The sequence below is a fragment of the Variovorax restrictus genome (assembly GCF_051216715.1).
Taxonomy (GTDB): domain Bacteria; phylum Pseudomonadota; class Gammaproteobacteria; order Burkholderiales; family Burkholderiaceae_C; genus Variovorax.
Genome location: NZ_JBPJZH010000001.1, coordinates 1,522,802 through 1,534,734, shown reverse-complemented (window position 1 = coordinate 1,534,734; position 11,933 = coordinate 1,522,802). Strand labels below are relative to the sequence as shown.

Below are 11,933 nucleotides of genomic sequence, written 5' to 3'. Positions count from 1 at the left end.
GAAATGCCTACAAGGCGCCCGTTGGGGGTTTACCCTGCGGAATCCATCGCGCCGAAACGGGCCGTGATCGACGTCGCGATGCCCACGGCGTCGAGCCCCACACCTGCGAGCAGCTTGCCCGGATCGCCATGCTCGATGAACTGGTCGGGCAAGCCCAGTTGCAGCACCGGCTTGGTCACACCCGCGGCCTGCAGCGCCTCGAGCACCGCACTGCCGGCACCGCCCATGACGGCGCCTTCTTCGAGTGTGACGATCGCTTCGTGCGTGGCCGCCACCTGCAGCAGCAGGTCGACATCGAGCGGCTTCACCCACCGCATGTTGACCACCGTGGCATTCAACGATTCCGCCGCCTTCAGCGCCGGATAGAGCAGCGTGCCGAAGGCCAGGATCACGATGCGCGTGCCCTGCCGGCGAATTTCGCCCTTGCCAAAAGGCAAACCGTCGAGCGTGAGATGCGGCACCACACCCGCGCCGGCACCGCGCGGGTAGCGCACCGTCACCGGATGGTCCTGTTCATACGCGGTGGTGAGCAGCGCACGGCACTCGGCCTCGTCGGCCGGGCAGGCGATGCTCATGTTGGGGATGCAGCGCACGAAGGGGATGTCGTAGGCGCCCGCATGCGTCGCGCCGTCGGCACCGACCAGGCCCGCGCGGTCGAGCGCGAAGACCACCGGCAGCTTCTGGATCGCCACGTCGTGGATCAACTGGTCGTAGGCCCGCTGCAGGAAGGTCGAGTAGATCGCGACCACCGGCTTGAGGCCCTCGCAGGCCAGGCCGGCTGCGAAGGTCACGGCATGCTGCTCGGCGATGCCGACGTCGTGGTAGCGCGAGGGAAACTTCTGCTGGAACGCCACCATTCCCGAGCCTTCGCGCATGGCCGGCGTGATGCCAACCAGCCGCCCGTCCTGCGCGGCCATGTCGCACAGCCACTGGCCGAAGACCTGCGTGAAGGTCTGCTTGGGCACCGTCGTCGGCGTGACCAGGCCCACCGCCGGGTCGAACTTGCCCGGCCCGTGGTAGGCCACCGGGTCGGCCTCGGCCAGCTTGTAGCCCTGGCCCTTCTTCGTGACCACGTGCAGGAACTGCGGGCCGTCGAGCTGCTTGAGGTTCTCGAGCGTCGGCACCAGCGAATCGATGTCGTGGCCGTCGATCGGGCCGACGTAGTTGAAGCCGAACTGTTCGAACAGCGTGGCCGGCACCACCATGCCCTTGGCATGCTGCTCGAAACGCTTGGCCAGCTCGAACAGCGGCGGCGCGGCGCGCAGCACGCTCTTGCCGACGTTCTTGGCAGCGGCGTAGAAGTTGCCGCTCATCAGCTGCGCGAGGTAGCGGTTGAGCGCACCGACGGGCGGGCTGATCGACATGTCGTTGTCGTTCAGGATGACCAGCAGCTTGCAATCCGAGACGCCCGCGTTGTTGAGGGCCTCGAAGGCCATGCCGGCGGTCATCGCGCCGTCGCCGATGATGGCCACGGCATGCCGGTCTTCACCTTTCTGCTTGGCCGCCATGGCCATGCCGAGCGCGGCCGAAATGCTGGTCGACGAGTGCGCGGTGCCGAAGGTGTCGTACTCACTCTCGCTGCGTTGCGGGAAGCCCGAGATGCCGCCCTGCTGGCGCAGCGTGGGCATGCGTTCGCGCCGACCGGTGAGGATCTTGTGCGGGTAGGTCTGGTGGCCCACGTCCCACACCAGGCGGTCGTGCGGCGTGTGGAACACGTGGTGCAGCGCCACCGTCAATTCGACCGTACCAAGGTTGGAGCTCAGATGGCCGCCGGTGCGCGAGACGTTGTGCAGCACGCAGGCGCGCACCTCGTCGGCCAGTTGCTTGAGTTGTTCGCGGTCGTACTGACGCAGGACCGAAGGATCGTGAATGGTGGGGAGCAACTCGGCCATGAATGTCTTGTTATCGGTCGCGGTCTACGACCATGGTTGCCAGCGCGCGCAGCGCCTCGGTGTCGTCCAGGCCGCTGCAGTCGAGCGCGGCGAGCGACTCGTCGAGCAGTTGCGACGCCTGGGCGCGGGCGCCGTCGAGGCCCAGCAGCGACACATAGGTGGGCTTGTCGGCCGCGGCATCCTTGCCGGCCGTCTTGCCGAGGGTCGCCGAATCGGCGGTCACGTCGAGGATGTCGTCGACCACCTGGAAGGCCAGGCCCAGCGCGGCACCGTAGGCACGCAGCGCGTCCAGCGCAGCAGGCGCCACGCCTTGCGCGCAGGCCGCGCCCATCTCGACGCTGCCTTGCAGCAAGGCACCGGTCTTGAGCCGATGCATCTCACGCAACTGCGCCTCGTCGAGCGCGAGGCCGACGCTGGCGAGGTCGATCGCCTGGCCGCCGGCCATGCCCTGGCTGCCGGCCGCGCGGGCCAGCAGGCGGCAGAGCCTGGCCTGCACGGCGGGCGCGATGTCGGCGTCGTCGGGGGTCAGCAATTCGAAGGCCAGCGCCTGCAACGCGTCGCCCGCGAGCAAGGCGTCGGCTTCGCCGAACTGCACATGCACCGTCGGCTTGCCGCGGCGCAGGATGTCGTTGTCCATGCAGGGCAGGTCGTCGTGCACCAGCGAGTAGGCATGGATGAGTTCGGTGGCGCAGGCCGCGCGCAGCGCCGCCGCGGGGTCGCCATGCACGGCTTCGCTCGCGGCCATGACGAGCAGCGGCCGCAGGCGCTTGCCGCCATCGAGCACCGCATAGCGCATCGCGTCCCCCAGCTGCACCGGGGCGTCGATGCCGACCCAGCGCGAAAGCGCCGATTCGACGTTCGCCAGATGCGGACCGCTCCAGTCGGCCAGGCGCTGTGCGTCCCAGCCTGCGTCCACGCGTGCGCCCGTCATTCGGCCGACCACGCCTTGAGGCTTCCGGCGTCGAGCACCTTGATCTGATCCTCGACGGCCTGCAGCTTGTCGCGGCAGAAACCCAGCAACGCCGCGCCGCGCTGGTAGCTGCCGAGCAGCTGGTCGAGCGGCATCTGGCCGGATTCGAGTTCGTTCACCAGACGCTCGAGCTCCTGGAGCCCCGCTTCGTAGCTCGCGGGCAGCGCACCGGTGTCGGGAGCGTCCGCCAGCGAAGGCGGCAGGAGAGTGGAAGGCGCCTTGGGCATGCAGGGGCAAATCGTGGATGAAACCGCGCATTTTAGTTTCCACGGCGGCGCGCGCCTGTCAGCCATGGGATCGTTCATCGGCTGTTCCAGGTCAACCCGCATGGAAAAGGCCCCCGGGTACAATCGCCACCTCCTTCACGCCGGCGCCCGCCGGCGTTGTGTTCTGCGGCGGTCGCGCCTCCAGCCAACACCTCTTTTGCCCTTTTCTCCCTGTGGGGAGCTTGGTCAGGTCCCCCATGTCTGATTTAAGTCTTCAACTGCAGCAGGCCCAGAGCCAACTCCCGGTGACTGCGTACTTCGACGAGGCGCTCTATGCCCGCGAGCTGCAGACGCTTTTCGCCAACGGCCCGCGCTATGTCGGCCATCGGCTCGCGGTGCCCGAACCGGGCAACTTCCACACGCTGCCGCAGGAGCACGACGGCCGCGCGCTGGTCCACACGCCCAAAGGCGTCGAGCTGATCTCCAACGTCTGCCGGCACCGCCAAGCCCTCATCCTGCAGGGCCGGGGCCAGCTCGATGCGCGCACCGGCGGCAACATCGTCTGCCCGCTGCACCGCTGGACCTACGCAGCTGCCGACGCCCGCACCACCGGCACGCTGATCGGCGCGCCCCATTTCGACCAGGATCCCTGCCTCAACCTGCACAACTACCCGCTGGAAGAGTGGAACGGCCTGCTGTTCGAAAAGAACCGCGACGGCAGCGGTCGCGACGTAGCGGCCGACCTGGCCGGCCTCGGCCCGCGCGCCGACCTCGACTTCAGCGGCTACGCGCTCGACCGCGTCGAGCTGCACGAGTGCAACTACAACTGGAAGACCTTCATCGAGGTCTACCTCGAGGACTACCACGTCGGCCCGTTCCACCCCGGCCTCGGCAGCTTCGTGACCTGCGACGACCTGCGATGGGAATTCAAGGACAACTTCTCGGTGCAGACGGTGGGCGTGGCCAACCGGCTGGGCCGTGCCGGCAGCCCGGTCTACCAGAAGTGGCAGGAGCAGTTGCTGAAGTACCGTGACGGCAAGCCGCCGAAGTACGGCGCGATCTGGCTGACCTACTACCCGCACGTGATGATCGAGTGGTACCCGCACGTGCTCACCGTGTCGACCCTGCACCCCATCGGCCCGCAAAAGACGCTCAACATGGTCGAGTTCTTCTACCCCGAGGAGATCGTCGCCTTCGAGCGCGAGTTCGTCGAGGCCCAGCAGGCCGCCTACATGGAAACCTGCGTGGAAGACGACGAGATCGCCGAGCGCATGGACGCCGGCCGCCGCGCCCTGATGCAGCGTGGCGACAACGAAACCGGCCCCTACCAGAGCCCGATGGAAGACGGCATGCAGCAGTTCCACGAGTGGTATAAAACCAGGCTCGCCCCCAGGTCGTAGTGCACTTCGTGTCACGACTTCCACCCCCTACCGGGGGCAACACCAGCGGCCAGGCGAAGCCTGTTCCGCGGTGTTCCACGACGGATACAGAACGCTGCTGACGCGCGTCGACCGACAACGATGCAAGCTTTGTGGATGGTGCTGGGCGCACTCCTGTTCGCGACGATGGGCCTGTGCGTGAAGATCGCCTCGGTCTGGTTCACCAGTGCCGAGCTGGTGTTCTACCGGGGCCTGATCGGCATCGTTTTCCTGTGGCTCCTGGCGCGCAACCTTGGCGTGTCGCTCGGCACGCGCTACCCGGGCATGCACGCCTGGCGCAGCCTGATCGGCGTCGTCTCGCTCGGGGCCTGGTTCTATGCGATCGCACACCTGCCGCTGGCAACCGCGGTCACCCTCAACTACATGAGCAGCGTGTGGATCGCGGCCTTCCTGGTCGGCGGCGCGCTGCTGGCGTGGGTGCCGGTGCCCGGACGCGACGGCAAGATCGCGCGGCCGCCCCTGCAAGGCCCGCTCATCCTGACCGTGCTCGCAGGTTTCGCGGGCGTGGTGCTGATGCTCAAGCCCAGCGTCGGCGGCGACCAGGGCTTCGCCGGCCTGATGGGGCTGCTGTCGGGTCTGACGGCCGCCTTCGCGTACATGCAGGTCGTGGCGCTGTCGCGTGCCGGCGAGCCCGAAGCGCGCACCGTCTTCTATTTCGCTGTCGGCTCCGCCGTGGCGGGCGGGCTGGTGGCCGCGATCGAGGGCTTCACGCCGTTTTCGGAATGGACTTTCGCGCACGCCATCTGGCTGCTGCCGGTCGGTGTGCTGGCCGCCGGCGGCCAGTTGTGCATGACCCGCGCCTACGCCACCGCCAAATCGGAAAGCGGCACGCTGCTGGTCGCCAACCTGCAGTACTCGGGCATCGTGTTCGCCGCGTTCTATGGCGTGGTGCTGTTCGGCGACCGCATCGACGCGCTCGGCTGGGCCGGCATGGCCCTGATCATCGGCAGCGGCATCGCCGCCACCTTCCTGCGGCAGCGCTCCTTGCCCAAGGCGCCCGCCGAAGAACACTGACTTTCTTCCTTCAAAGGACACCCGCATGTACAGCACCCTGATCTCTTCCGAGCAACTCCAGGCGCTGCGCGATAGCGGCACACCGCTGATGGTGTTCGACTGCAGCTTCGACTTGATGCAGCCCGACGCCGGCGCCACGCAGTACCGTGACCTGCACATCACCGGTGCGGTGTATGCCAACCTCGACACCGACCTGAGCGCCGCGCACGGCCGCCCCGGCAAGCACGGCGCCGTGGTCGTGGCGCACGAAGACGGCGAGCCTGCGTCGGGCGGCCGCCATCCGCTGCCCAGCCGCGAGAAGTTCGCGACCTGGCTGTCGAGCGTGGGCTTTCGCAACGACATGCAGGCCGTGGTCTACGACCGCAACGGCGCCAACTACTGTGGCCGCCTCTGGTGGATGTTGAAGTGGATGGGCCACGAGGCGGTGGCCGTGCTCGACGGCGGTCTGCAGGCTTGGCAGGCCGCTGGCGGCGCGGTGGCGCACGGCGACGAGCCCGCGCATTTCCAGTCCAACTTCGTGCCCTCGGCGCCGCGGGCTGCGTTGCGCGTGACGGGCGAGGTCGCCGCGCACCTGGGCCAGGCTGACCAGACGCTGATCGATGCACGGGCCGGTGCCCGTTATCGCGGCGAGGTGGAACCTCTGGACCCGATCGCCGGTCACATTCCGGGGGCGCTGAACCGCCCCTTCGCCGAGAACATCGGCCCGGACGGCAAGTTCAAGCCGGCGGCGCAACTGCGCGCCGAGTTCGAAACGCTGCTGGCCGGGCGCGATCCCTCGACGGTCGTCCACCAGTGCGGCAGCGGCGTGAGCGCCGTGCCGAACCTGCTCGCCATGGAAATCGCGGGCCTCGGGCCGACCGCGCTCTATGCCGGCAGCTGGAGCGAATGGAGCAACACGCCGGGGCTGCCGACCCGGCAAGGCGCAGAACCATGATGTGCGGACGCTTCTTCCGTCTTCTCGCTTCCGCCGCGCTGGTCGCGGCCCCCTTCGCGCTGCAGGCGCAATCGCAGCACGCCCATGTGCATGGCCAGATCGAGCTCGACGTCGTGGTCGACGGCCCGACGGTCGTCATCACGATGGAGGCCCCGCTCGACAACTTCGTCGGCTTCGAGCGCGCACCGCGCAACGCCGACGAGAAGAAGGCCGTCGATGACGCCGTGGCCAGGCTGCGCGCCGCCGACACGCTCTTCGCCATCGACCCGGCCGGCAACTGCAAGCTGGGCCCGGTCGAGTTGCGCGCACCGGTGCTGGGCCTGGGCACAGCACCCGCGGGCGCCGCCGCTGCCGGCCATGCCGACCTGGACGCGACCTTCGCCTTCAACTGCGCCAGCGCGGCCGCCACGAAGTTCATCGACGTCGGCCTGTTCACCGCCTTCAAGGGCCCACGCCAGATCGACGTGCAGATCGCCGCGCCACAAGGCCAGTTCAAGCGCACGCTCAAGCGGCCCAACGCGCGCATCGCGTGGGGCAAGTGAAGCGGGCGTGACCACCGTTCTTTCGATCGAGGCTCTGCGCTTCGGCTGGCCGGGTGCCGCGCCCTGCATCGACATCGAGCGGCTGCACGTCGCGGCTGGCGAGACGATTTTCCTGCACGGCCCGAGCGGCTGCGGCAAGAGCACGCTGCTGTCGCTGATGGCCGGCGTGCTGGTGGCCGACGCCGGCCGCGTGACGCTGCTGGGGCACGACTGGGCCTCGCTGTCGGGCGCCTCACGTGACCGCTGCCGCGTCGCGCATGTCGGCTACATCTTCCAGCAGTTCAACCTGCTGCCGTACCTGAGCGTGCTCGACAACGTGCTGCTGCCCTGTCGCTTCTCGCCGCGCCGCCGCATGCAGGCCGCGCAAGAAAGCTCGGCGCGCGCACAAGCCGAGGCATTGCTCGACGGCATGGGGCTCGAACCTGCGCTATGGCGCCGCCCGGCGATGACGCTGTCGGTCGGCCAGCAGCAGCGCGTGGCCGCGGCGCGCGCGCTCATCGGCCGGCCCGAACTGGTGATCGCCGACGAGCCGACCTCGGCGCTCGACGAGGCGCACCGCGACGCCTTCCTCGACGTGCTGCTGGCCGCCTGCGCCACGCACCACAGCGCGCTGGTCTTCGTGAGCCACGACCGCCGCCTGGCCGCCCGCTTCGCACGAGAGCTGAGCCTGCCGGACATCAACCGCGCGCAGGGCGACCCGGCATGAGCGCCCTCTTCTCCATCGCCTGGCGCAGCGCCTGGAACCGCCGCTTCACGCTGGTGCTGACGGTGCTGTCGATCGCGCTGTCGACGCTGCTGCTGCTGGGCGTCGAGCGCATCCGCACGCAGTTGCGCGAGAGCTTCTCGTCGGCCGTCTCGGGCACCGACCTGATCGTCGGCGCGCGCACCGGCTCGACGCAGCTGCTGCTGTATTCGGTGTTCCGCATCGGCTCGGCGACCAACAACATCGCATGGCAGAGCGTGCAGGCCCTGCAGGCGCACGAGGGCGTCGACTGGGTCGTGCCGCTGTCGCTGGGCGATTCGCACCGCGGCTTCGCGGTGCTGGCCACCACGCCGGCCTACTTCACGCACTTCCACTACGGCGACCATCAGGCGCTGGTGCTGCGCGAAGGCCGGCCCTTCGGTGCGCTGTTCGACGCCGTGATCGGTGCCGATGTGGCCGAGCGCCTGGGCTACCGCGTGGGCCAGCGCATCACACTCGCGCATGGCACCGGCGAACTGACGGTGGCCGAGCATGCCGACAAGCCTTTCACCGTGGTCGGCATCCTGGCGCGCACCGGCACCCCAGTCGACCGCACGGTCCACATCGGCCTGCAGGCCATGGAGGCGATCCACCTCGACTGGCGCGGCGGGGCGCCGATGCCGGGTCTGCGCGTGCCGGTGGCGAAGCTGGGCGAGATGGACCTCACGCCGAAGACCGTGACGGCCGCGCTGGTCGGCCTGAAGAACCGCGCGGCCGTGTTCGACGTGCAGCGCTGGGTGTCGACCTACGGCGGCGAGCCGCTGATGGCGGTGCTGCCCGGCGTCGCGCTCGACGAGCTGTGGGACGTGATCGGCGTCGGCGAGAACGCGCTGCTGCTGATGTCGGCCCTGGTCGCGCTGGTGAGCCTGGCCGGCTTGGTGGCGGTGGTGCTCGCCGGCCTCGACCAGCGCCGCCGCGAACTCGCCGTGCTGCGCGCCGCCGGCGCGATGCTGCGCCATGTGCTCGCGCTGCTGGCCCTCGAAGGCGCGCTGGTCACGCTGGCCGGCGTGGTGCTCGGTGCCGCCGCCGCGGCCGCAGGCATCGCGCTGCTGTCGCCGTTGCTGCAGGCACACTTCGGGCTGACCCTGGCGCTCTCGGCCCCGACCCTGAACGAAGGCCTGCTGCTGGGCGCCCTGCTCCTGGCCGGCTGGGCCGCCAGCCTGTTGCCCGCGTTGCGCGCCTACCGCCTGTCTCTGGCCGACGGGCTTTCGCCGCGCCTGTGAAGTCATCGCCACGCCGCTCACGACGAATACAAGGAATGACCATGACGACCTCTTCGCTTCGACGCCTCGTGATCGCCGCCATCGGCACGTCGGTGATGGGCCTCGCCTTCGCCGCCGACCCCGCGCTGCCCAAGCTGGGCGCCGCACGCGAGATCACCTGGGACGACCTGGTGCCCAAGGACTGGGACCCGATGAAGGAGATCGGCGCCACCGACATCGGCCAGTTGCAGGACGGCGACCCCCGCGCCGCCGCGCTCATGAAGAAGATGCAGGCCGCCTTCGACAATGCGCCGGCCAACCCCGCCATGAACGGCGCGCAGGTCAAGATCCCCGGCTACATCGTGCCGCTGGAACAGAAGAAGGCCGGCGAGATCACCGAGTTCCTGCTGGTGCCGTACTTCGGTGCCTGCATCCACACGCCGCCACCGCCCGCGAACCAGATCCTGCACGTGCATCCGGCCAAGGCGGCAAAGTTCCGGTCGATGGACGCGGTGTGGGTGATCGGCACGCTCAAGACCGTACGCAGCGATTCAGGCATGGGCGTCGCGGGCTACCGCATGGACGCGCAGAGCGTGACGGTGTACACGGCGCCCGCATCGGCGAAGTAGGCCGCCCGAATACCCCGCAAGAAGCAGGCCGCCACAAGCGTCCTCAGTCGGGCGCTTGCACCACGCGGTCGTATTCTTCGTCGGCCGTCACGTTGTCGGCATCCAGTTCGCTCGCGTCCGTGAGGTCGATGCCGGTCTCTTCGGCCAGCTCCTCGGGCGCCTCGTCGTCGATGTCGTCGTCGGACTCGTCCGCTTCCACATCGTCGATGTTCAGGGCGTCGTCGACATCCTCGGCGTCGTCGACGGGCGGCTTGGCTTCGAGGCGCTGTGGATGGGCTGCGGTCATGGTCGGGCTCCGTACAAAAGTGGTGGCGACGATGCTGCGCCTCAACCGGCGACGACGCAACAGCCGACAGGCCGCCCCGCTGTCGGAAGGGGCCTTCGCTGCCGACTTGCGTGAAAGCCCCGATCAGTGTTTGTGGTCGTGCGCTTCCTCGCTGTGCGCCGCGTCACCTGCACCGTGCGCGCCATGGTCGTGCTCGCCGTGCGCGAGCCGGCTGACGCCCGTGACCAGCGCGATGCCGGCGACCAGCCAGGCGATCTGCGCGAAGGTCTGACGCGCGGGCAGCTGCTTCTGCAGTTGCGGGATCAGGTCGGCCAGCGCCACGTAGACGAAGCTGCTGCTCGCCAGCACCAGGAAGTACGGCAGCCAGCCATGCAGTTGGTCGACCAGCCACCAGCCGACCAGGCCGCCGAGCGCGGTCATGGTGCCGGCCAGCGACACCTTCACCAGCGCGATCTTCGAGGTCGACGAGGTCTGACGCAGCACGACCAGGTCGCCGATGTGGTGCGGCACCTCGTGGGCCAGCACCGCCAGCGCAGCCACCAGCCCCAGGCGGACATCGGCGATGAAGGCCGACGCGATCAGGATGCCGTCGCCGAAGCAGTGCACGCTGTCGCCGGTGAGCACCGCCCAGCCGCCGGTGCGTGGCGCGTGGGAATGGCCGTGCGCGTGGCCATGGTCGTGCGCATGGGCATGTCCGTTCGCGTCGCCATGCTCGTGCCCGTGGTGCCACAGCTCCGCCTTGTCGAGCAGGAAGAAGAAGACCACGCCGAACAGCAGCGTGCCGAACAGCCAGGCCGGCTCGATGCCGCTTTCGAAGGCCTCGGGTAACAGGTGCATGAAGGCGGTGGCGAGCAGCGCGCCGGCGGCCAGGCTCAACAGGTGCTGCGCATTGACGCCGCCGGTGCTGCGCACGCCCAGGCGCATCAGCAGGGCCGCAATCCACACACTGCCAATGCCCGCGACCAGCGTGGCCGCCAGGATGATCAAGAGATTCATAAACGCTTCTTCCAATGCCCCAACGAAAACCGCCCCGAAGGGCGGCTGGTTCGTCGTGTGCGGGGCGGGTGCCGCCCGCCCTCCGGCCAGGCGATGCCGTGCCGAGGGTTAAGCGACGCCGTGCGTCTTGAACCAGGCCAGGGCCCGGCGCCAACCGTCGTCGGCCGCCTCCTTGAGGTAGCTCGGCCGGTAGTCGGCATGGAACGCATGACCCGCCTCCGGGTACACGACGAATTGCGATGCCTTGGCTGCGTCCGATCCGCTGGCCAGGGCTGATTTCATCTTATCAACCGTGTCAAGAGGGATACCCTGGTCCTTGCCGCCGTAGAGGCCGAGCACCGGCGCCTTGAGCTGGGTGGCGACGTCGACCGGGTGCCGGGGCGTGTTCTCGCTGGCCTGGCCGACCAGCCGGCCGTACCAGGCGACGCCCGCCTTGACCTTGCCCGTGGCGGCGTACAGCCACACGACGCGGCCGCCCCAGCAGAAACCGGTGATGCCTGCCTTCGAGATGTCGCCACCGTGGGCCGCCGCGTATTGCAGCGCGCCGTCGAGGTCGGCCATGACCTGTGCGTCAGGCACCTTGGACACCAGCTCGCTCTGCAGCTTGGGGATTTCGGTGTAGTTGCGCGGGTCGCCCTGGCGCGCGTACAGCTCGGGCGCGATGGCCAGGTAGCCCGCCTTCGCGAAGCGGCGGCAGACGTCGGCGATGTACTCGTGCACCCCGAAGATTTCCTGGATGACCAGCACCACCGGCAGGCCGGTCTTGCCCGAGGGCGCCGCCGCATAGGCGGGCACCTCGAAGCCGTTGACGGTGTACTTGATCGGGCCGGCCTGGAGGCCGTCAGCGGATGTGGCGATGGCGGTCTGCGCGGCAATGGGCAACGCGGCCGCCGCGTAGCCGGCGCCGAGCGCAGCCTTCAGCGCGGTGCGGCGCGTGGCGCCCTCGGTGGTGCTCTCGCCGGGGCGCAGCGAATCGAAATCGGCTTGCAGGTCGGTTCGGGAATGGTTGTGAGAAGACATGGCGCTCCTGGATATCGTCCGGATGATTGACGGTGAAGATGTGCGCTGGATCGAGCGCACG

13 protein-coding genes are annotated in these 11,933 nt (G+C 68.8%); 7 read left to right on the top strand and 6 right to left on the bottom strand.

Annotated elements, in window-relative coordinates:
- Nucleotides 1–29 precede the first annotated feature (29 nt).
- The 3 genes from dxs to xseB are packed head-to-tail and all read right to left on the bottom strand — an operon-like array spanning nt 30 to nt 3,089.
- Entirely contained in the window at nt 30–1,892 is a 1,863-nt protein-coding gene (gene dxs, locus ACSFA0_RS07180) for a 1-deoxy-D-xylulose-5-phosphate synthase (protein ID WP_435449519.1), read from the bottom strand.
- Nucleotides 1,893–1,902: 10 nt separating this feature from the next.
- A complete protein-coding gene (locus ACSFA0_RS07175; RefSeq protein ID WP_435449518.1) occupies nt 1,903–2,823 on the bottom strand; it encodes a polyprenyl synthetase family protein in 921 nt (306 codons plus the stop codon).
- A complete protein-coding gene (xseB, locus tag ACSFA0_RS07170; protein ID WP_435449517.1) occupies nt 2,820–3,089 on the bottom strand; it encodes an exodeoxyribonuclease VII small subunit in 270 nt (89 codons plus the stop codon). Before xseB ends, ACSFA0_RS07175 begins: the two co-directional genes overlap by 4 nt.
- A 236-nt stretch (nt 3,090–3,325) precedes the next feature.
- Between xseB and ACSFA0_RS07165 the strand changes: the two genes are divergently transcribed.
- The 7 genes from ACSFA0_RS07165 to ACSFA0_RS07135 all read left to right on the top strand — a co-directional run bounded on the left by ACSFA0_RS07165 (nt 3,326) and on the right by ACSFA0_RS07135 (nt 9,570).
- Entirely contained in the window at nt 3,326–4,468 is a 1,143-nt protein-coding gene (locus ACSFA0_RS07165) for an aromatic ring-hydroxylating oxygenase subunit alpha (RefSeq protein ID WP_435449516.1), read from the top strand.
- A 120-nt stretch (nt 4,469–4,588) separates the two neighbouring features.
- Nucleotides 4,589–5,521, top strand: a complete 933-nt coding sequence (locus tag ACSFA0_RS07160; protein WP_435449515.1) for a DMT family transporter — start codon at nt 4,589–4,591, stop codon at nt 5,519–5,521.
- A 25-nt stretch (nt 5,522–5,546) separates the two neighbouring features.
- Nucleotides 5,547–6,455 carry a sulfurtransferase gene (locus ACSFA0_RS07155; RefSeq protein ID WP_435449514.1) on the top strand — a complete coding sequence of 303 codons (909 nt, stop codon included), beginning with the start codon at nt 5,547–5,549 and terminating at the stop codon, nt 6,453–6,455.
- A complete protein-coding gene (locus ACSFA0_RS07150; RefSeq protein WP_435449513.1) occupies nt 6,452–6,997 on the top strand; it encodes a DUF2796 domain-containing protein in 546 nt (181 codons plus the stop codon). Before ACSFA0_RS07155 ends, ACSFA0_RS07150 begins: the two co-directional genes overlap by 4 nt.
- A 7-nt stretch (nt 6,998–7,004) precedes the next feature.
- Nucleotides 7,005–7,703, top strand: a complete 699-nt coding sequence (locus ACSFA0_RS07145) for an ABC transporter ATP-binding protein (protein WP_435449512.1) — start codon at nt 7,005–7,007, stop codon at nt 7,701–7,703.
- Nucleotides 7,700–8,962: an ABC transporter permease gene (locus ACSFA0_RS07140; RefSeq protein ID WP_435449511.1), complete on the top strand. Its 1,263-nt coding sequence runs from the start codon at nt 7,700–7,702 to the stop codon at nt 8,960–8,962. Before ACSFA0_RS07145 ends, ACSFA0_RS07140 begins: the two co-directional genes overlap by 4 nt.
- Nucleotides 8,963–9,003: 41 nt before the next feature.
- On the top strand, nt 9,004–9,570 hold the full coding sequence (locus ACSFA0_RS07135; RefSeq protein ID WP_435449510.1) for a DUF3299 domain-containing protein: 567 nt from the start codon (nt 9,004–9,006) through the stop codon (nt 9,568–9,570).
- Between the two features lie 43 nt (nt 9,571–9,613).
- Here the strand turns inward: ACSFA0_RS07135 and ACSFA0_RS07130 are convergent, their stop codons facing one another.
- The 3 genes from ACSFA0_RS07130 to ACSFA0_RS07120 form a co-directional block, all read right to left on the bottom strand.
- A complete protein-coding gene (locus tag ACSFA0_RS07130; RefSeq protein WP_435449509.1) occupies nt 9,614–9,856 on the bottom strand; it encodes a hypothetical protein in 243 nt (80 codons plus the stop codon).
- 123 nt (nt 9,857–9,979) lie between these two features.
- Entirely contained in the window at nt 9,980–10,852 is an 873-nt protein-coding gene (locus ACSFA0_RS07125; protein WP_435449508.1) for a ZIP family metal transporter, read from the bottom strand.
- 108 nt (nt 10,853–10,960) lie between these two features.
- Entirely contained in the window at nt 10,961–11,872 is a 912-nt protein-coding gene (locus ACSFA0_RS07120) for a dienelactone hydrolase family protein (RefSeq protein WP_435449507.1), read from the bottom strand.
- Nucleotides 11,873–11,933: the final 61 nt, after the last annotated feature.

Bases quoted from the DNA above. Each gene is read 5' to 3' on its own strand.
- ACSFA0_RS07120 (WP_435449507.1), bottom strand. From the start codon at position 11,872: ATGTCTTCTCACAACCATTCCCGAACCGACCTGCAAGCCGATTTCGAT.
- ACSFA0_RS07150 (WP_435449513.1), top strand. From the start codon at position 6,452: ATGATGTGCGGACGCTTCTTCCGTCTTCTCGCTTCCGCCGCGCTGGTC.
- ACSFA0_RS07160 (WP_435449515.1), top strand. From the start codon at position 4,589: ATGCAAGCTTTGTGGATGGTGCTGGGCGCACTCCTGTTCGCGACGATG.
- ACSFA0_RS07175 (WP_435449518.1), bottom strand. From the start codon at position 2,823: ATGACGGGCGCACGCGTGGACGCAGGCTGGGACGCACAGCGCCTGGCC.
- xseB (WP_435449517.1), bottom strand. From the start codon at position 3,089: ATGCCCAAGGCGCCTTCCACTCTCCTGCCGCCTTCGCTGGCGGACGCT.
- ACSFA0_RS07130 (WP_435449509.1), bottom strand. From the start codon at position 9,856: ATGACCGCAGCCCATCCACAGCGCCTCGAAGCCAAGCCGCCCGTCGAC.
- ACSFA0_RS07135 (WP_435449510.1), top strand. From the start codon at position 9,004: ATGACGACCTCTTCGCTTCGACGCCTCGTGATCGCCGCCATCGGCACG.
- ACSFA0_RS07155 (WP_435449514.1), top strand. From the start codon at position 5,547: ATGTACAGCACCCTGATCTCTTCCGAGCAACTCCAGGCGCTGCGCGAT.
- ACSFA0_RS07125 (WP_435449508.1), bottom strand. From the start codon at position 10,852: ATGAATCTCTTGATCATCCTGGCGGCCACGCTGGTCGCGGGCATTGGC.
- dxs (WP_435449519.1), bottom strand. From the start codon at position 1,892: ATGGCCGAGTTGCTCCCCACCATTCACGATCCTTCGGTCCTGCGTCAG.
- ACSFA0_RS07140 (WP_435449511.1), top strand. From the start codon at position 7,700: ATGAGCGCCCTCTTCTCCATCGCCTGGCGCAGCGCCTGGAACCGCCGC.
- ACSFA0_RS07165 (WP_435449516.1), top strand. From the start codon at position 3,326: ATGTCTGATTTAAGTCTTCAACTGCAGCAGGCCCAGAGCCAACTCCCG.